We start from the raw sequence: 20,839 nt of genomic DNA, 5'->3' as shown, positions 1-20,839 counted from the left end.
TGACTACTGATTTATAGGAATATCCAAGTATTAAAAAAAAGAAATCGCTGTAAAAATAATATTTCACAGCGACTTAAGAATTCATGGTAAAAGCATAGAAATACTGTTAACTACCAAACCTTTTTAACTTTTTTAGATCGCTCAGCAATGTAAGTTACTAGCCAAGCTATTTGTCCTTCTTTAGCGAAAAAAAGTTTCTTATTTTTTAAATCTGGGATTGCCTCAAGAGTAACAAGTAGCATAGTACTTCCCGATATTAAGTACTTTTGCGAATATGTTTTAAGTACAGTTTCTACTTCTTTATCTGTCTTAGCTAATTCTTCTAACTTTTTGAAATTATTTTTTAAAACCGCATCAAAGTCAAGTACATCTTCTATTGTGAATTTATTAAAACTTGCTTTTGCCGCTCCGTTAAAAAGTGTATAAAATGCCCAAACTGCTCCACCAGACATATACACTTTCTTTTTATCTAATGCTTCTGGATTTGTAGCATACATCGCATCTATTTGCTTTCTTAAAATAGGTAAAAAACTAAATGACTTTTCTTTAAATTCTGCCAAATCTTCTTTTTTTGTAATTTTGATTACAGCTTCAGTTAAAGTAATAGTGCCGAAGCTTACAACTAGTGGAAAAAACACAAAAACATCATTGTTTCGCACATCAACATAACCACCTTTAGTATTGCCACCTCCTATATCTAGAATCACTGAGTTTGGGTATTCTTGCGGAGGTACACAGCCTTTTAACAGCATTTTCCCCTCTGTTTTTGCATCAACAAAATCCAGTGTTCTCGTAGTTGCTAAATATATTTTATCTGCCAGCACTTGAGTGTTTTTTGCCATAGCAACTCCGGAAGAACCAACAATAAAAATATTTTCATTTTCAATTTCAAATTCATTCAGCATTTTTAAATAGTTGGCAATAACTGTTGCAACAGCTTTGTCAATATCCTCTTTAGCTAAATTACCGTCTTTTGCAATCCCTTTTGCAATTCCAATGTTTTCTGTCCAAAACGATTTTACAGTATAATCGCCTTTCTTAATATTGCCAACTTCTAGAACACTCATTTTAATTCCTTTGCTGCCAATTTCAATACCCCCATAAATATTAGATCCTTTTGCATCACTATATATGCTAGTGAAAAAAAATGCTATTATTCCAATTAGAAAATTTAGTTTTGAATTCATTTGTTTTGTTTAGTTTAGTTTTTTTTTTGCTTTTCGTTTTAACATGTCGTTTCATAAATAAGACAAGTGTTTATAAAATGGGGAATGCAAATCGTCTATTTTATGTTGTTTCAAACCAAAGTTTCGATCAAAACACATACTAAAAAGAACAGATATTGTTGTGGAATATGATGCATTTTACACTTCAACAATTTTACTATTTATAGAAATATTGATCAAATGAAAGGAAAAAACATTAGTAATACTTTTCTTTTCTTTATACTACTTATATACTCGTTGAAATACATTTTTTGTACTGATTTTAACGAAAAACTGTGAATTTTGAAACAAAAAAATTCAAAATAAATCTGATAATTCCGTATAAATTTGTTTAGATATGTAAAATTTTAAAATAAAGTAAGGTTTTAGACAAACATTGCCTTCCTAAAATAATACTTAAGTATTTTGATTTATTCATTAAAACATCTCACGTAATTCAAATTAGTAGTTTTACAGTACCTTTAAAGAAAACTAAATATGAAAACGCAATCGTATAAGAACCATATCCGCTTTTACCCGCCACATCATTTTATTTATTACCCAATAATAATGGCTTTTTTATCATTTAGTATCTATTTTGCTTTTACCACAGAGGATGCGATTGTATGGTCATTTTTAAGCGCAATTTTTGTAGCTCTCTTTTGTATAGCATTTATGCTACGCCAACATTATGCATTGACTTTGCAAAACCGAATTGTGCGCCTGGAACTCAGATATCGTTATCTCGCTTCAACCGGAGAACGATTTGAGAAATTTGAAAATCAATTAAATGACGACCAACTATTTGCCTTGCGATTTTCCCCAGATGAAGAACTCCAAAATCTGGTAGAAAGAGCTTTGAATGAAAACCGTACTGGAAAAGATATTAAAAAAGCAATTGTAAATTGGAAAGCAGATCACGAAAGAGTGTGAAAGATTAAAGTTATTTACAAATACTCTAATCCTTAAAGCCTATTAATTTGTTCCTTTACAGAATTAAATAGTGAACTTTACCTTGACTATAAAATTTTTAAATGGCAGAATATTTTCTAGATATCGAATACAAAAGCATCACTTACGGTGAAGAGGAAGTCAATTTTAAAGAATTTGAATGCTGTACGTTTACCAAATGTAATTTTTCTCAATGTGCATTTGTGGCGGTTACTTTCATTGATTGTACCTTTAATGATTGTACTTTTAGCAATGCCAAAATTAATTATGTAGCCTTTAGAACTGTAACTTTCAATAAATGCGAAATCAAAGACGTGAATTTTGCCATGTGCGATAAATTAATTTTTGAAATTGCGTTTAAGGATTGCATATTGGATTTTTCCAAGTTTTATACTCTAAAATTAAAAGGAACTTCTTTTACCAATTGTAGCCTCGTCGCAGTAGATTTCATGAGCACAGATTTAACCGAAGTGCTATTTGAAAACTGTGATTTATACCGCTCTGAATTTGCAAAAGCTATTGCCAACAAAGCAAATTTTAAAACTAGTTTCAATTACACCATAGATCCTAAAACAACTAAATTAAAAAAAGCAGTATTTGCTTTAGAGGGATTAAAAGGATTACTATACAAACACGACATTGAAGTCCATTAGCGAAGTTTTTAAGCAAAATAGTGTTGCCTATTTTGAAATTACTTTGCTAAAGTAATTCCCCTTTTGGAATAAAAATATAGAATTTTGCCCCAATATTTGGTTTTGCTTTTACTTTAATAAAACCTTTATGATTTTCTACAATTCTACTACAAATTGCCAATCCAAGTCCTGTTCCTGAATATTTTGGATTGGTTTCTAAACGTTTGAACAATAGAAATATTTTTTCTGAAAATTCTTGTTTAAAGCCAATCCCATTGTCTGAAACAATAATCTTATAGTAATCATTTTTATTAGCGATTTTGTAATCTAGCATTTCTTTTTCTGTAATTCTATTTGTAGTAATGCTAACCTGCGGAATACCTTCTTCCTTACTATACTCTAAAGCATTAGAAATTAAATTAATAAAAAGCTGTTTAATTTGGAAAGGAATTGCTTTAATAACAGGTAAATTTCCAATAGTGATATTGGCTTTTTTATCATCAATAGTAGAGGATAAATCTTGAAGTACTTCCTCTAGAACTTTATTTAGATTTGTTTCAACAAAAACTTTATCCCCTTTTATCGTTCTGGAATAATCAACTAAATCAATTAATAAAGTCTGCATTCTATTTGCTGTAAACCTAATTTTAGAAAAATAGTCTTTTCCTTGTTGGGAAAGTAAATTCAATTCGTTTTCTTCAAATCTTGAAATAAACATTTGAATTTTACGAAGTGGTTCCTGCAAGTCATGACTAACAATATTGTTAAATGCCTCCAGTTCAGTATTGATATATTTAAGCTCTTTGTTGTTTTCTTCTAATTCTAGTGTTTTTTTATATTGATTGGTGATGTCATAGTTTACCCCAATTTTAATTAACTCTCCACTACCATTTGTTGTAAAACTTCCTACAGCTATGATGTATTTAATACTTCCATCTGGTGTCAAATATCGAAACATCATAGAGGTCGATTGATGATTTACTAACGAATCTGTATGTACTTGGGTTACATATGCTAAATCATCTGGATGGATATATTTACTGGTGTTTTCTAAATTAGGTTCAAAAGCATTTGGCTCCACACCCATCAACCGGAAAATATTGTCAGAAAATGCATACTTGCTAGTTTCAACATTGACCATCCAATGTCCAAAACCTGCGGTCATTTCAGCAGTGTTGTAGGACTCATTCAATAATTTTAACTGATCATTTGCTTTTTTAAGCTCCTCAATATCAACATTCATTTTTTGGAAGGAAAGCAACAATATCAAAAGAGAAAGAATCACCAATAAAAAGGCTGTAATAATGGAGTCTCGCAATTCAAATTGATGATTGTTATTTTCAAATTTAGTTTTTATACTCTCTGAAAATATGATTTTTGTAACAAAAGATTTCATCTTTTCTGTAATCGTACTACTCTCCAGTAACATCTGATTTATGGCGAGCGGACTTGACTTTCTGCTTTGTGCCAACAGTAATGTCTTTCTGAATAACTTGAATCTAAGATCGATCAGTTTTTTTAAGCGATTAATATCATTGTATCGAGCGGTATCATTTTTTGTCAAAAACTCTAACTTTGTTACACTTTCTGTTATTTTACCTCTATTCAAAAAACGGTCTTCAATATACCTGTTTTCTTTTGTGATAATGTAACTGCGTAAATTCATCTCGTAATTACTAATTACGGATAATAGTTTTTCTAATTCGAGTTGTGTTTGGTTTGAATTTGAAATTAATTCAACGGTAGAGTCCAACTTTTTCATTTGGGAATAAAACATAGAAGCGATATAGCAAACAACAACAATTGCAATAGCTAAAGCTATTTTAAACACTTGTGAGTTTTTATATAGTCCAAGAATTTTCATTTACTCCTTGTTAAATGCTAAAGAAAAATGTTTCAATATTTAACCCTGAAGTGTGAAACTGCCAATTCATATTGACCACCTCTTTGATCACTTTTTTCAGTTCAGAAAAATCATTAGGTTTTTTAATGTAGATATTCGCCCCTTCAATAAAAGTATCTTCAATATCTTTTTCTGATGAGGATGTAGAATATATTGCTATTGAAACATCTTTAAAACGAGCATTAGATCTAATTTCTTTAAGACAATCAATACCTGTTTTTCCGGGCATGTTTAGGTCTAGAAACAAAACATGAGGCAACTTAATTTCAGGATGTACCAAATAATCCATAAGATCATTTCCATCTTTAAATAGAGTCAACTTATTATTCATTTTAAGCTCTTGTATAGCTTCACTAAAAAAAGTGCGATCATCTTCGTCATCGTCAGCTAAAAGAATATGCATTGAATCTTGGTGTGTAAGCATAAATGGGTGTTTTTGTAACTTAATTAATCAGTGTTAGATAATTTTCTCTTTTTACCTACTATTCTTTTGAACATGGAGGGCGTTAATCCAGTAACTTTTTTAAACTGGGTTGATAAATATGCCACACTGCTATAGTTTAATTCATGAGAAACTTCAGTTAAGGTAAGTTTTTCTTCAATTATCATTTTCTTAGCGCGTTCGATTTTTTGAATAATTATAAAATTCTCTATCGAAGTAAATGTATATTCAGAAAAAACATTAGTAAGATATCCGTATCTAAAGTTCAATTTATCAGACAAGTATTGCGAAATGGTAACATTAGGAAACTTATCTTTTTCATAGACAATTTCAATAATAGCATCTTTAATTTTTTGAATTAATTGCCCTTTTGGGTTATCAATAATTTGTATTCCATACTTTGACAAACTCACTTGGAGTTCAGTCAAAACATCTTCAGAAACAGTATCCGCAATTTCAATTTGTCCTAAGTCCAGCAATTGATATTTAATATCAAATTTCTCTAATTGTTCTTGTAATATTGCTTTACATGCAATATTTCCATCGTAATTAAAATTCAGTTTCATATCAATAAACAAGTGTTAAAATTAAAATCTAAAGAAAATCAAAAAATACTAATCTACCAACAATTCATTTACTTTAATGCTAAAATCTGGATTGATTAGAATATATTCAATTAATACCCTTACTGGTGGGATACATTTATTCTTTTGCTGTAAATAAAAATTATAGACAACACAAACTACACATGGAAATTACCCGTGAATTGTTTCATTTTTACCATAATTTTTTATGATATTTTCTTCAAATGAAAGCCATTCTCTCCAACGTTTTTCAACATCAATTCCTACGCCATATTTTCTCGCATACGTAATAAAAGTAGTATAATGTCCCGCTTCACTCTCCATCAAATTTCTATAAAAAACAGCTAATTCTTCATCTTGAATGTTTTCAGAAAGTACTTTGAAACGCTCACAACTTCTGGCTTCTATCATTGCAGAAAACAATAATCGTTCCACTAAACTGGATACTCTGCTCCCATCACTGCTTTTTTTCATATATAAATACAGTTCATTCACATACTCATCTTTGCGTTCTCGACCCAGTTTCAAGCCCCGTTTGACAATAATGTTATGTACTTGCTCAAAATGATCGATTTCTTCTTTGGCTAAAGCCAATAAATCCCGCACTAAATCTTGATGTTCTGAATTGTGAGTGATGATTGTAATTGCATTTGTAGCAGCCTTTTGTTCACACCAAGCATGATCCGTCAGGATTTCTTCAATGTTTTTTTCTACAATATTAACCCATCTAGGATCGGTTGGTAGCTGTAATCTTAATACACCCATTTTTTTGGTCTTAAAGTTAGAAAGTCATAAAGTCAAAAGTCGAAAGCCAAAACTAAGAGAGAATATTAAATTCTTTTCAAAGACTTTCGACTTTCGACTTTAAACTATAAAGACGTATTTATTAATATACAAAAATAGCTCTTTCGCTCATCATTTCGTTTACTTCATTGGCAACTGCCTCAATAACCTCTTCGTTTGTATGATCTAGCAATACTCTGTCAATTAAGGCTACAATAGTTTCCATATCTTCTTCAACAAGACCACGAGTGGTAATAGCTGCCGTTCCTACACGAATTCCTGAAGTTACAAATGGTGATTTATCATCAAATGGAACCATGTTTTTATTTACGGTAATTTCTGCTTTTACAAGAGCATTCTCAGCCTCTTTTCCAGAAATATTTTTATTTCTTAGATCAATCAACATCATGTGATTGTCTGTTCCGCCAGAAATGATTTCATAGCCTCTTTTTACAAAAGCATCAGCCATTGCATTTGCATTTTTTTGTAATTGCAAAGCATACGTAAAAAATTCATCTTTCAATGCTTCTCCAAAAGCAACTGCTTTAGCTGCAATAATATGCATTAATGGACCACCTTGATTCCCTGGAAAAACAGCCAAATCCAATAAAGAAGACATCATTCTGATTTCCCCTTTTGGAGTGGTTAAACCAAATGGATTTTCGAAATCTTTACCCATCAAAATTAAACCTCCGCGAGGACCACGTAATGTTTTGTGTGTTGTTGTCGTTACAATATGGCAATGTGGCAATGGATCATTCATCAAACCTTTGGCGATAAGCCCCGCAGGATGCGAAATATCAGCCAACAAAATAGCACCAACACTGTCTGCAATTACTCTAAAACGCTCAAAATCCATATCGCGTGAATACGCAGAGGCTCCTGCAATGATTAATTTTGGTTGTTCTTGAGTGGCTATTTCTTGTATTTTATCATAATCTAATCGTCCTGTTGCTGGATCTACACCATAGAAAGAAGGTGTGTATAAACGTCCCGAAAAATTAACAGGTGAACCATGGGTAAGGTGTCCCCCATGAGACAAATCAAAACCTAAAATTTTATCTCCAGGTTTAATACAGGCGTGGTAAACCGCAGTATTTGCTTGTGAGCCAGAGTGAGGCTGTACATTTGCGTACGCTGCTCCAAATAATTCTTTGGCTCTATCAATAGCAATTTGTTCTACAACATCAACTACTTCGCAACCTCCGTAGTATCTTTTGCCAGGATATCCCTCGGCATATTTATTCGTTAAAACAGAACCTGCAGCTTCCATCACTTCGTCACTTACGAAGTTTTCTGATGCAATAAGTTCTAATCCGTGAATTTGTCTTTCTTGTTCTTCTAGAATAAGGTCAAAAATTTGTTCGTCGCGTTGCATTTTTTTGATTTTCGTTAATTTGATGCAAAAATACAAAAAAACGTTTGGTAAATAGTTAGATTATGATATATTTGATGAGTAATTTTTTAACAAAATAATTAACAAAATATGCCGATAACAGCTAACGATACTAATAGAAAATCATGGTTAGAAGTGCCTGCCGATAGTGATTTCCCTATTCAAAACATACCTTTTGGAGTTTTTCTAACCAAAGAAAATATAGTGACTGTAGGAACAAGAATTGGTGATTTTGCCATTGACCTTGGTGCCTTGCAACAATTAAATTATTTTGAGGGCATTGAACTTACAGATGATATGTTCATGCAAGATACTTTGAATGATTTTATTTCAGATGGTCAAAAAACATGGCGTTTGGTTCGGAATCGAATTGCAGAACTATTTGATGCCACAAACCCAAAATTACAAAATAATGCAAAAGATCTTGACATTATCATTTTTAGAATGGAAGATGTCGAAATGCAACTACCAGTACTAATTGGTGATTATACTGATTTTTACTCTAGTAAAGAACACGCTACAAACGTAGGAAAGATGTTCCGCGACCCAGAAAATGCATTATTGCCCAACTGGCTTCACATTCCCGTAGGATACCACGGCAGAAGTTCTTCCATTGTTCCTTCTGGAATTCCGGTTCACAGACCAATGGGACAAACACTACCAAATGGAGAAACTACACCGGTTTTTGGACCTTCACGTTCTGTAGATTTTGAATTGGAGACCGCATTCATTACAACCGATGTAAATATCATGGGCGAAAACATAGCGGTTACTGAAGCTGAAGATTATATTTTCGGAATGGTTTTATTGAATGATTGGAGTGCTCGCGACATCCAAAAATGGGAATATGTACCATTAGGTCCATTTTTAGCTAAGAATTTTGCTAGCTCTATTTCCCCTTGGATTGTGACTATGGATGCTTTGGAACCGTTTAGAACGAAAGGACCAAAACAAGAACCTACTCCACTTCCCTACTTACAACAAAAAGGAAAACATTCTTTTGATATCAACTTGGAAGTAGCCATTCAACCTGAAAATGCAAAACCAACGGTTGTTTCACACTCCAATTTTAAATATTTATATTGGTCTATGTGCCAGCAATTAGCGCACCATACTTCTAATGGATGCCGAGTAAACTCTGGAGATATGATGGGTTCTGGGACTATTTCCGGTCCTACCGAAGATAGTTTTGGTTCTATGTTAGAATTAACTTGGGGCGGAAAAAATCCGATAAAAATGAGTGATGGAACTGAGCGTAAGTTTATCAATGATAATGATACCGTAATTATGAAAGGCTACTGTCAAAACGGTCAGGTCCGCATTGGTTTTGGTGAAGTATCAAGTAAACTCCTTCCTCCTTTTGTAAGACCATAAAAATTATAATTTGTATATTTAAACCTAACATTTAGTCTATTTTTGTTAGGTTTTTTTATGGCATTATTTTTGGATTTTCAAAAATCGAAAATCAAATTATCTGCTTAAAACAAATAGGAAAAACAAGTCAAATTCAAATACATAATTCTACAGCTTATGAAAAAAATTACTCTTTTATTATCCTTGTTTCTCCTTTTTAGCGCTTGTGGCGTGAAACAAACTCAAAACCTATTGAGCTCCGGAAATTACGATCAAGCCATAGACAATGCTGTATCTAATTTGCGCAGCAATAAAGATAAAAAAGGCAAACAAGATTATGTGTATTTACTAGAAGAGGCGTTCGCAAAAGCAAAAGAGCGTGATTTGAATGCCCTTAATTTATTAGCCAAAGAGGCTAATCCTGCACAATTGGAAAAAATGTATACTACCTATGTACAATTGAATTCCCGTCAGGAAAAAATTAAACCGGTTCTCCCTTTAAAACTCATTAAAGAAGGCCGAAATGCAATCTTTCCTTTTGATAATTATGACGATCAAATCATCAGTAGTAAAAATGCTTTATCAGCTTATTTATATGCCAATGCCAAGAAATTAATGGTGACTTCAGATAAAATGAATTACCGAAAAGCATTTGATGATTTAGAGTATTTGAATCAAATCAATCCAAATTATAAAAATGTTTTGCAACTTATGGACGAAGCTAAATTTAAAGGTTCTGATTATGTTTCGGTTTATACAAAAAATGAAACCAACATGATTATTCCTCAGCGTTTGCAGAATGATCTATTGGATTTTAGCACTTTGGGGTTAAACGACAAATGGACCGTTTACAATAGCAACAGACAAAAAGGAATTGACTACGACTATGGAATGGTAATCAATTTTAGACAAATTTATATTTCACCCGAACAAATTAAGGAACGCGAATTTGTAAAAGAACGAGTGATCAAGGACGGTGTAAAAAAATTAATTGATGCCAATGGAAAAGAAGTTCTTGACGAAAAAGGCAAAGTAGTTATGGTAGATAACCTGATTACCGTTGCTGCCAGAATATATGAATTCCGCCAATTTAAGTCATGCCAAATAACAGCCAAAATTGATTACATTAACTTTAAAAACAATCAATTATTGCAATCGTTCCCTCTAACTAGCGAATTCATTTTCGAAAATATTTACGCCACATACAAAGGAGACCGTCGTGCCTCAGATGATAATTATTTCTCGTATTTTGATAGAAAACCAGTTCTTTTCCCGAGTAGTGAGCAAATGGTATATGACACTGGCGAAGATTTGAAGGCAAAAATTAAAGATATAATCACTCGCAACCGATTTAGAAACTAGTAGTCTAAATTACATTAAATCCAATAGAACTCCTTGATAATCAATTGTATCAAGGAGTTTTTTTAAAAAAAAAAATCAACAATCCGTTGGTATTTTGTTAGAAAACTTAAAAATAAATTGAATAGTTAAAAATAAGTGTACTTTTGCTGCAATGAATAATACAAGTTTACATATTACTACTTTGTCACGGACAAGCAGATTTACGACTTCGCCCGAAGTACGGATGCTATCTCTATAGTACCCAAAACCTGTTTCGTATTTTTATTCATTTTTCATTTTTTCTGTTTTGAACGTACCGCTATTTTCTATTGGATTCTTATATCCAAAAACAAACGCATTTACATCTATATCGCACTTTATTTCAGTTACTTACAACAAAGCAACCTGTTTTAAAGCATCAATTATAGGTAACACAAACTCGTCTCAGACTTCATTACACGATTCTTTTCTAACTTTAAAATTCAACTTTTAAAATGAATATTTCCATCGTCACAACTCAGGAAGAGCACTACAAATACGCAATAGAAATTTGCGAAACAATAGAGTTATCAGCACTTTTAAGAGGTACTGGTATTGCTAAAAGAACGCCTGAGTATATCCAGAAAAAAATGGAGACTCAAGACGCCGTTATTGCACTAGACAAAGGGAAATTTGCAGGTTTTTGTTATATCGAAAGTTGGCAACATGGCAAGTTTGTAGCACATTCTGGCTTGATCGTTCATCCGGATTATAGAAATCTTGGTTTGGCAAAAAAAATTAAGTCGTTTGTGTTTGATTACTCTCTTAAAAAATATCCAGAAGCAAAAGTTTTCGGAATTACAACAGGTTTAGCAGTAATGAAAATAAATTCTGATTTGGGGTACAAACCAGTTCCTTTTTCAGAGCTGACAAATGACCCAAGCTTTTGGAAAGGTTGCCAAACCTGTACTAATTATGAAATTTTGAAAAGCAAAGAAAATAAAATGTGCTTGTGTACTGGCATGCTATATGATCCAAATGAAAAACCAAAAGACCCTCCTAAACATCCTTTCAATGTCCGGATTTGGAACCGTTTGAAGAAAATAAAACAAGCGGTATTTTTAGATAAATAAATCACCTAACCGAAGGGAAGTGAGCCAAGAGATAGAAAAAAAAGTCACATAAAATAATATTCCATTTAGCCAGTATTGGCCTCAATACTTCAAAGAGAAGGCGACCAGGATAAAAAAGTCACATAAAATAATATTCCCTTTTGCCAGTTTCGGCTCCCCCTCCTTCGGAGGGTCCCGAAGCTTCGGGAGGGGGGAGGAAAAAAAATAAAAAAATGAAAAAAGTAGTATTAGCATATAGTGGAGGTCTTGATACTTCCTACTGCCTGAAATATTTAAAAAACGAAAAAGGATTCGAAGTTCACACCGTACTTGTAGATACCGGTGGATTTACCGCTGATGAACTAGAAAGCATAACAACAAGAGCGTATGAACTTGGAAGTGCAAAGCACACCAATCTTACCATTGTAGATAAATATTATGATAAAGCCATAAAGTATTTAATTTTTGGAAATGTATTAAAAAACAATACCTATCCACTTTCTGTGAGTGCTGAACGTGTTTTTCAAGCCATAGAAGCCATAAAATATGCAAAATCTGTTGGCGCAAGTGCCATTGCACACGGAAGTACTGGCGCTGGAAATGATCAAATTCGTTTTGATTTAATTTTCCAAACTATCGCACCCGAAATTGAAATCATCACTCCTATTCGAGATTTAAAATTATCAAGACAGGAAGAAGTAGATTATTTAGCCAAAAACGGCGTTTCCTATTCTTGGGAAAAAGCACAATATTCCATTAACAAAGGATTGTGGGGAACAAGTGTTGGCGGAAAAGAAACTTTAACATCACATCAGGCACTACCTAGCGAAGCTTATCCTTCTCAATTGGTAAAAGAGGGCGCGGAAAAAGTAACATTAGAATTTTCAAAAGGGGAATTAATTGCTGTAAATGGTATAAAAGACAAACCTTCAGCTAATATTGTTACTCTTGAAAAACTGGCTAATGCCTACGCTATAGGTAGAGACATTCACGTAGGTGATACCATTATTGGCATTAAAGGAAGAGTAGGTTTTGAGGCTGCCGCACCTTTAATCATCATCAAAGCCCACCATTTATTAGAGAAACACACACTAGGAAAATGGCAGCAATACTGGAAAGAACAACTCGGCAACTGGTACGGAATGCTGTTTCATGAAGGACAATTTCTCGATCCTGTGATGAGAAATATTGAAACTTTTCTGCAAGATACCCAGCACACTGTCAACGGAAAAGTGACTGTTACACTAAAACCATATCATTTTTCGCTTGACGGAATCGAATCTGAAAATGATTTAATGAATACGAGTTTTGGACAATACGGAGAAATGAACAATGCATGGACCTCTGATGATGCCAAAGGATTTATCAAAATTCTCGGAAATGCTCAAAACATATTTTCATCGGTAAATAATGAATCATACGAGCAATAAATAGCATTTTTTTAGGAGCAGAAATATTTTGCATTTTCAGAAATACTGTCCCGCTTTACGTTACAATCTTTTCCTTTAAAAAAAAAGGAAAAGGATTTTCACTGCAATCGGGGCTAAAGAGAAAAATAGCGCTTTTTTAGAAACATAAAAAGAGCACTATCCAATCTGTGGAAATCAGTAAAAACTGTGACAAAAAATAATTCGAAAAAATAAAAAATTATGATTACTACAGGAATAATCGGCGGTTCAGGATATACAGCTGGGGAGCTCATCAGAATCTTGATGTTTCATCCTCACGCAACAATTGATTTTGTTTTCAGTACAACAAATGCTGGAAAGCCACTTCATGTTGCACATCATGATGTCATGGGCGATATCGAAATGAATTTTACCGATACCGTGAATCCAAATGTGAATGTGGTTTTCTTGTGTTTAGGTCATGGAAAATCAAAATCTTTTTTAGAGCAAAATCAATTTGCTAGTCATACAAAAATCATCGATTTAGGTAATGATTTCAGATTGACAAAAGATAAAGAGTTCGATGACAAATCTTTTGTTTATGGTTTACCTGAATTGAACAAAGCAGCCATTAAAAACGCTCAATTTATTGCAAATCCAGGTTGTTTTGCAACAGCAATTCAATTGGCATTATTGCCTTTGGCGAAAGCCGGAATACTCACAACTGACGTTCATATTAATGCCACAACAGGAAGTACAGGAGCCGGAGTTACCCCTTCAGAAACAACACATTTTAGCTGGAGATCAAACAATATGTCACATTACAAAGCTTTTGAGCACCAACATCTAGGGGAAATTAACCAGAGTGTCCACCAATTGCAAGCGTATTACGCAAACGAATTGATTTTTGTACCCAACAGAGGTGATTTTGCCAGAGGAATATTCGCCACATTATACACAACAATCGAAGAAAGTCTGGAAGATTTAGTAGCAAAGTATGAGACTTATTACCAAGACCAACCTTTTGTTACGGTTACTACCACAGGAATCAACATGAAACAAGTGGTGCAAACCAATAAATGTATTATTAGTTTAATGAAAAAAGGAAACCGGTTATTGATAACTTCAGTAATCGATAATTTAACAAAAGGAGCTTCAGGACAAGCCATACAAAACATGAATTTAATGTTTGGATTGGATGAAACCACAGGATTGCATTTGAAACCAAGCGGATTTTAATCCCCTCCCCGAAGGAGAGGGAGATGAAATGAAATGATTAAAATAATATAAATATAAAACAACACCCCCCGTTGTCAGATTTTATTCCCCCTCCTTCGGAGGGGGTTAGGGGGAGGATTATTATGAACTTATTTGACGTTTACCCATTATACAGCATCACTCCAGTAAAAGCATTAGATTGTACTATTACTGATGAAAACGGAGTAGAATATTTAGATTTATACGGCGGTCATGGCGTAATTTCCATTGGACATACCCAGCCAGATTATGTCAAAGCCTTAAAAAAACAGTTAGACAACATCAGTTTCTATTCAAATGCTATTCAGAATCCACTGCAAGTATCATTAGCCCAAAAGTTAGGGAAGCTTTCAGGATTAGAGGACTACACCTTATTCTTGTGCAGTTCCGGAGCCGAAGCCAATGAAAACGCTTTGAAATTGGCCTCGTTTCACAACCATAAATCGCGTGTAATTGCTTTTGAGAATTCCTTTCATGGAAGGACTTCGGCAGCAGTTGCAGTGACTGACAATAAAAAAATTGTGGCGCCAATCAATGCGCAGCAAATTGTTACTTTTTTACCCTTGAATAACATCGAATTGGTTGAAAACGAACTCAAAAAAGGTGATGTTTCTTCGGTAATAATTGAAGGTATTCAAGGAGTGGGCGGCTTAGACCAAGGTACTACAGCATTTTTTCAGGATTTAGAAAAAATATGCGCAGCTCATGATGTTGTTTTAATTTTAGACGAGGTACAATCTGGATACGGAAGAAGCGGAAAGTTTTTTGCCCACCAACATCATAATATCAAAGCAGATATAATTTGTTTGGCAAAGGGAATGGGGAACGGTTTTCCTATAGGTGGGATTATGATTTCTCCAAAATTCACAGCCAGTTACGGATTATTAGGAACTACTTTTGGAGGAAACCATCTAGCTTGTGCAGCCGGAATTGCAGTTTTGGACGTCATGGAAAAGCAACAATTAATGGATAATGTAAATTACGTTTACGCCTATTTTCTGGAAGCAATCAAACAAATCCCCGAAGTAATTCAAGTAAAAGGAAGAGGATTGATGCTGGGCGTAGAATTTGATTTTGACGTTAGTATACTTCGTAAAAAAATGATCATCGACAAACATATTTTTACCGGAAACGCAAACAACAAAAACTTACTGCGAATTTTACCTCCTTTAACAATTACAAAACCAGCAATCGACCTGTTTATAAAGGCTTTACAAGAAGCTTTAGTAGAGATTAAATAACATAAAGTAATACTCTTTGTAATAAAACTTAAACTACTATAAATTAAGCATTTATTATAAAATTAGTAGGACTTATTAAAAAACAAAATCATGAATTACAACGCTGTCAATACTATAGATGTACTTGAAACATGGGTTAAAAAAGCCCTTAAAATCAAGAAAAAACCACTCAAAAATAAAAAATTAGGTAAAAACAAAACACTAGGATTATTGTTTTTTAATTCTAGTTTAAGAACGCGATTGAGTACGCAAAAAGCTGCCTTAAATTTAGGAATGAATGTCATGGTCATGAACTTTACCAATGAAGGTTGGACCCTAGAATTTGAAGAAGGTGCCGTAATGAACTCGAGTGCATCAGAGCATATTAAAGAAGCAGCCGCTGTTGTTTCTCAATATTGTGATGTGATTGCTATAAGAGCATTTGCTGGATTAGTTGATAAAGAAAAAGACAATGCCGAAATAGTGCTGTCTAGTTTTATAAAATATGCAACCGTTCCTATTATTAACATGGAGAGCGCCACGGGACATCCATTACAAGCGCTGGCTGATGCTATTACCATTGAAGAATTTAAACCCAAACACCGACCCAAAGTGGTTTTAACATGGGCACCACATCCTAAAGCGTTACCTCAAGCTGTTGCCAATTCTTTTGTAGAAATGATGCAGTTACAAAAAAATATGGATTTTGTAATCACTCATCCAAAAGGATATGAATTGAATCCTGAAATTACGAAAGATTCAAAAATTGAATACGATCAAAACAAAGCATTTAAAAATGCCGATTTTATTTATGCCAAAAATTGGAGTAACTATATTGAATACGGACAAATTACAAATTCTGATCCAAAATGGACCGTAACAGCTGATAAAATGAAATTAACTAACGATGCAAAATTTATGCATTGTTTGCCCGTAAGGCGTAATATGATCGTATCAGATGAAGTAATTGACAGCCCTAACTCAATTGTGATTGAACAAGCCAATAATAGAACTTTCGCAGCACAATTAGTGCTTCAAAAAATATTGAAAAAATAAGGCGCTGAGATGCAAAGTTTCTAAGACACTAAGTTCTTATACCCTTTGTATCTGAGAACCTCAGAACCTTTTTTAAATGGAAAATAAAAAACCGATAACGATACAAAAAATTGGTGGAAATATCATTGATAACCCGATGGAATTGGCTCATTTTTTGACTGATTTTTCTAAGATTGAAGGCTACAAAGTACTCGTTCATGGCGGTGGAAAATCAGCTACAAAATTAGCCGAAAGTATGGGTTTAGTTCCACAAATGATTGATGGAAGACGCATCACCGATGCCGCTATGCTAGAAGTTGTAGTCATGATTTATGCTGGCCAAATCAACAAAAATATCGTAGCACAATTACAAGCCAATTCGACCAATGCAATAGGTTTTTCTGGAGCTGACGGGAATTTAATTCAATCAGTCAAACGAAATCACCCCACAATAAATTATGGTTTTGTAGGTGATGTCAATAAAGTGAATACACCCTTACTAGAAACGTTACTTGTAAATAATCTTGTACCCGTATTTTGCGCCATCACACACGATGGCAGCGGACAATTATTAAACACAAACGCAGACACTATTGCTAGTGAACTAGCAATCGCTTTATCAGAAGTTTTTGAGGTAACTTTGAATTACTGTTTTGAAAAACCAGGAGTTTTATTCGACGCCGAAGATGATTCTTCAGTTATCGAAAACATGAATCCCGAATTATATGCAAAATTAAAAGCAGAAAAAGCCATACATTCTGGAATGATTCCTAAACTGGACAACTGTTTTAATAGTTTAAACAAAGGAGTTCAAAAAATAAAAATAGGGCATCACCGCATGTTGCAAGATGCAACGGCTATTTGTACAAATATCAAATTATAAAAAGTGAAACACAAGTCTCACCGATTTTGAAAAAATTTCTTTTCAATTTTAAAAAATCGTTGAATCTGTGGCTAAAATAAGTATGAAAAACATAGAAATCCTTACACAAGAAGCCATTGCGCTATTAAAGGCACTTATTGAAACACCGTCATTTTCCAGTGAAGAAGATCGAACAGCACTTTTAATTGAAAATTGGTTTACACAAAACAACATCCCTTTTAAACGTGAGAACAATAATGTTTGGGCTTTCAATCAACATTTTGATGCAAAAAAACCTACACTATTATTGAATTCTCACCACGACACGGTAAACCCAAATCAAGGCTATACCCATGATCCTTTTCAAGCCATTGAAAAAGAGGGTAAATTATTTGGTTTAGGCAGCAATGATGCTGGCGGATGTTTGGTTTCTCTTTTAGCTACTTTTGTCCATTTTTATTCCCATGAAAATTTACCTTACAATTTGGTGATGGTAGCCTCGGCCGAAGAGGAAAGCAGTGGAAAAAACGGCTTAAACAGTGCTTTAAAGCACTTGCCTGAACTAGATTGTGCCATTGTTGGCGAACCCACTTTAATGCAATTGGCCATAGCCGAAAAAGGTTTATTAGTTCTCGATGTCATCGTAAAAGGTACCGCCAGTCATGCCGCTCATCAAAATCTTGACAATTCCATTTACAAAGTAATTCCCATAATCGAATGGTTTAACAGCTACAATTTCGAAAAAATTTCAGAGGTTTTAGGTCCTGTTAAAATGACCGTAACCCAAATTAATGCCGGAAAACAACACAATGTAGTTCCTGCAGAATGCCATTTGGTTGTAGATATCAGGGTAAATGATTGTTACAGCAATCAAGAAATTCTAGAAACTGTAAGAGCAAATGTTGCTGCGGACATTAATCCAAGATCTATGCATTTAAACGCTTCTTCTATTCCTGTTTCTCATGGATTGGTGCAGGCCGGAATCGCATTAGGAAGAACCACCTACGGCTCGCCTACCCTTTCAGATCAATCGGTTTTGAGTTGCAAATCATTGAAACTAGGGCCTGGTGAAACCCTGCGGTCACACTCCGCAAACGAATTTATATTTATACATGAAATAAAAGAAGGAATCCAATTGTATATCAACATACTAACTGATTTTTTCAAACAATAAAATGATTAGGAGCTAATCCCGCTATCCGTTACAATCTTTTATTTTTTAAAGAAAAAAATAAAAGGATTTTCACTACAAACGAAGTTCACTGAACTCCAATGAAAATAGAAATTAAGTGAAGTAATCGGGGCTATGAAAACGATTCCTGTAGATAATGCAAGTTTCAACCTGAAACTTTAAACCTGAAACAAAAAACAATATGAAACTTTGGGAAAAAGGAATACCAACAGATAAACAAATCGAACATTTCACTGTGGGAAACGACAGGGAACTGGACTTAGTTCTGGCAAAATACGATGCTTTAGGTTCAATTGCACACGCTAAAATGCTCGGAAACATTGGTTTATTGACAGCCAATGAAACAGATATGTTAGTAGCTGCTTTGAACGAAATTATTGTTGATGTTGCTGCTGGAAATTTCACAATTGAAGATTCCTATGAAGATGTACATTCTAAAATTGAATATTTGCTAACAGAAAAATTAGGCGATGCCGGAAAAAAAATTCATACCGCGCGTTCTCGTAACGACCAAGTTTTAGTAGATGTTAATTTATATTTAAAAGATGTAGTAATAGAGCTAAAAGAACAAGTTAAAAACCTTTTTGATTTACTGATGGAATCAGCAGAGAAACATCAAAATGTATTATTGCCTGGCTACACCCATTTACAAATTGCAATGCCATCGTCTTTCGGAATGTGGTTTTCCGCTTACGCCGAAACTTTGATTGATGATATCACAATGCTGAATGCCGCTTTGAAAATTGTAGACCAAAATCCATTGGGATCTGCCGCAGGCTACGGAAGCTCCTTCCCTATTGATAGAACTTTTACAACACAAGAACTGGGTTTTGAAACATTAAAATTCAATTCGGTAGCCGCTCAAATGAGTCGTGGAAAATCAGAAAAAACAGTTGCTTTTGCCATGAGCAGCGTGGCCGCTACGCTTTCAAAATTTGCAATGGATGTTTGTTTGTATATGGGTCAGAATTTTGATTTCATTACTTTACCGTCGCATCTTACAACAGGTTCCAGCATCATGCCACACAAAAAAAACCCAGATGTATTTGAGTTAATTCGTGGAAAATGCAATAAAATTCAAGCCTTACCTTATGAAATTACTTTAATTACTAACAACTTGCCGAGTGGTTATCACAGAGATTTACAATTGTTGAAAGAAGGATTGTTTCCAGCCATTCAAAACCTGAAAGCCTGCTTAGATATCGCGATTTTTTCTATAAAAGACATTCAAGTAAAAGACAATATTCTTGCCGATCCAAAATACAATTATTTATTTACGGTTGACACTTTAAATGAAATGGTCGTTGCCGGAATGCCGTTTAGAGATGCATACAAAGCCGTTGCAGAACAATTGGAAAACGGAACTTTTACTTCACCAAAAGAAACCAAACATACACATGAAGGAAGTATCAACAATCTATGTTTGTACGAGATTATAGAAAAAATGAAAGCTGCTTTTTAAAAGCATTTTAATTCATAAAAAAACCGATTTGTAACACACACCAATCGGTTTTTTTTTAACTAAACCACTATGGACTTAAAGTCCATAGATTTTGTTTGGCAGACTGAAAGTCTGCGAGGTTAAAATGTAAAATCCACCGCAAATTCGCAAATTTAAAGACTTGCAACGTAAAAAATAATTTGCGAATTTGCGGTAAATATTTTTAGAACCTGAAAGGGAAATGCACTAAAGTACATAGTTTTAACTATTTTTGAGACCAATAAAATAGCGTTATTTAATTGTTGAAGTTTGTACTTATAACGCCAGTAGTACCGACCTGCCTAGTTGCTTCGACTCCACAGTGCGTATTGCTACATATCCTTCTACTTTTCTTAATGAAATTATAGTATAGTTATAGGTTGGTTTATTTACTTCGGTACCAAAATCGATAGGACCTTTATAATAATTTGAAAAGTGATTCCTAGAGTTCAGTTATCCGCACTAATATAATTTTAGAATACCTTATCAACATCAGTGAAATTAGTACCTTCAACATCACAAGTTGAGTTTTTTACTCCACCTCCTAAAGCAATTGCAAGAGAAACAGATTTTGAAGCATTGTAATAACAATTTAATGTGAAAAGTTTGGCATTTCTTATACGAGGCATTCTCTGCTTGCAACCTTTGACCAAATAACAATTTTTAAAAGTGATACTATAGTGCTCGTAAGCGGGAGATTTATTTATTTTTTGAAACAACCAGA

General features: G+C 33.7%; 19 protein-coding genes. 12 read left to right on the top strand and 7 right to left on the bottom strand.

What is annotated here, in order from left to right; translation table 11 throughout:
* Positions 1–110: 110 nt before the first annotated feature.
* On the bottom strand, positions 111–1,187 hold the full coding sequence (locus AC061C_RS11400; protein WP_478291277.1) for a Ppx/GppA phosphatase family protein: 1,077 nt from the start codon (positions 1,185–1,187) through the stop codon (positions 111–113).
* Between the two features lie 516 nt (positions 1,188–1,703).
* On the opposite strand from AC061C_RS11400, the gene AC061C_RS11395 reads away from it, so the two are divergent.
* Positions 1,704–2,138 carry a DUF6526 family protein gene (locus AC061C_RS11395; RefSeq protein ID WP_478291276.1) on the top strand — a complete coding sequence of 145 codons (435 nt, stop codon included), beginning with the start codon at positions 1,704–1,706 and terminating at the stop codon, positions 2,136–2,138.
* 101 nt (positions 2,139–2,239) lie between these two features.
* Positions 2,240–2,809 carry a pentapeptide repeat-containing protein gene (locus tag AC061C_RS11390; protein WP_478291275.1) on the top strand — a complete coding sequence of 190 codons (570 nt, stop codon included), beginning with the start codon at positions 2,240–2,242 and terminating at the stop codon, positions 2,807–2,809.
* 46 nt (positions 2,810–2,855) lie between these two features.
* Here AC061C_RS11390 and AC061C_RS11385 read toward each other — a convergent pair whose 3' ends face one another.
* From AC061C_RS11385 to glyA, 5 genes are all read right to left on the bottom strand, one after another.
* The gene (locus AC061C_RS11385; protein WP_478291274.1) at positions 2,856–4,652 is read right to left on the bottom strand and encodes an ATP-binding protein; all 1,797 of its coding nucleotides are present in this window, start codon (positions 4,650–4,652) and stop codon (positions 2,856–2,858) included.
* Positions 4,653–4,662: 10 nt separating this feature from the next.
* A complete protein-coding gene (locus tag AC061C_RS11380; RefSeq protein WP_309759543.1) occupies positions 4,663–5,115 on the bottom strand; it encodes a response regulator in 453 nt (150 codons plus the stop codon).
* Positions 5,116–5,138: 23 nt separating this feature from the next.
* On the bottom strand, positions 5,139–5,699 hold the full coding sequence (locus AC061C_RS11375; protein ID WP_309759545.1) for a helix-turn-helix domain-containing protein: 561 nt from the start codon (positions 5,697–5,699) through the stop codon (positions 5,139–5,141).
* A 189-nt stretch (positions 5,700–5,888) separates the two neighbouring features.
* Positions 5,889–6,482: a MiaE family protein gene (locus AC061C_RS11370; RefSeq protein ID WP_417967969.1), complete on the bottom strand. Its 594-nt coding sequence runs from the start codon at positions 6,480–6,482 to the stop codon at positions 5,889–5,891.
* 121 nt (positions 6,483–6,603) lie between these two features.
* Positions 6,604–7,878 (bottom strand): serine hydroxymethyltransferase, encoded by a 1,275-nt coding sequence (gene glyA / locus AC061C_RS11365; protein WP_478291273.1) that lies wholly within the window; start codon positions 7,876–7,878, stop codon positions 6,604–6,606.
* 108 nt (positions 7,879–7,986) lie between these two features.
* On the opposite strand from glyA, the gene fahA reads away from it, so the two are divergent.
* From fahA to argH, 10 genes are all read left to right on the top strand, one after another.
* Entirely contained in the window at positions 7,987–9,270 is a 1,284-nt protein-coding gene (gene fahA / locus AC061C_RS11360; RefSeq protein ID WP_309757247.1) for a fumarylacetoacetase, read from the top strand.
* A 156-nt stretch (positions 9,271–9,426) separates the two neighbouring features.
* Complete coding sequence (locus tag AC061C_RS11355) at positions 9,427–10,611, top strand: hypothetical protein (RefSeq protein WP_478291272.1); 1,185 nt, start codon at positions 9,427–9,429, stop codon at positions 10,609–10,611.
* A 473-nt stretch (positions 10,612–11,084) separates the two neighbouring features.
* Positions 11,085–11,702 (top strand): GNAT family N-acetyltransferase, encoded by a 618-nt coding sequence (locus tag AC061C_RS11350; protein WP_478291271.1) that lies wholly within the window; start codon positions 11,085–11,087, stop codon positions 11,700–11,702.
* Positions 11,703–11,914: 212 nt separating this feature from the next.
* Complete coding sequence (locus AC061C_RS11345; protein ID WP_478291270.1) at positions 11,915–13,111, top strand: argininosuccinate synthase; 1,197 nt, start codon at positions 11,915–11,917, stop codon at positions 13,109–13,111.
* A gap of 219 nt (positions 13,112–13,330) precedes the next feature.
* Positions 13,331–14,308 carry an N-acetyl-gamma-glutamyl-phosphate reductase gene (gene argC / locus AC061C_RS11340; RefSeq protein WP_478291269.1) on the top strand — a complete coding sequence of 326 codons (978 nt, stop codon included), beginning with the start codon at positions 13,331–13,333 and terminating at the stop codon, positions 14,306–14,308.
* Between the two features lie 122 nt (positions 14,309–14,430).
* Complete coding sequence (locus tag AC061C_RS11335; RefSeq protein ID WP_478291268.1) at positions 14,431–15,567, top strand: aspartate aminotransferase family protein; 1,137 nt, start codon at positions 14,431–14,433, stop codon at positions 15,565–15,567.
* Between the two features lie 90 nt (positions 15,568–15,657).
* Complete coding sequence (locus AC061C_RS11330; protein ID WP_478291267.1) at positions 15,658–16,602, top strand: N-acetylornithine carbamoyltransferase; 945 nt, start codon at positions 15,658–15,660, stop codon at positions 16,600–16,602.
* Positions 16,603–16,678: 76 nt separating this feature from the next.
* Entirely contained in the window at positions 16,679–17,464 is a 786-nt protein-coding gene (gene argB, locus AC061C_RS11325; RefSeq protein ID WP_478291266.1) for an acetylglutamate kinase, read from the top strand.
* Positions 17,465–17,546: 82 nt separating this feature from the next.
* The gene (locus AC061C_RS11320) at positions 17,547–18,617 is read left to right on the top strand and encodes a M20 family metallo-hydrolase (protein ID WP_478291265.1); all 1,071 of its coding nucleotides are present in this window, start codon (positions 17,547–17,549) and stop codon (positions 18,615–18,617) included.
* Between the two features lie 199 nt (positions 18,618–18,816).
* Positions 18,817–20,097, top strand: a complete 1,281-nt coding sequence (argH, locus tag AC061C_RS11315) for an argininosuccinate lyase (RefSeq protein ID WP_478291264.1) — start codon at positions 18,817–18,819, stop codon at positions 20,095–20,097.
* A gap of 491 nt (positions 20,098–20,588) precedes the next feature.
* Here argH and AC061C_RS11310 read toward each other — a convergent pair whose 3' ends face one another.
* Positions 20,589–20,744, bottom strand: a complete 156-nt coding sequence (locus AC061C_RS11310) for a hypothetical protein (protein WP_478291263.1) — start codon at positions 20,742–20,744, stop codon at positions 20,589–20,591.
* Positions 20,745–20,839 lie beyond the last annotated feature (95 nt).

The sequence above is a fragment of the Flavobacterium sp. GNP010 genome, from assembly GCF_056428945.1.
This window is presented reverse-complemented; position numbering and strand designations above follow the sequence as displayed.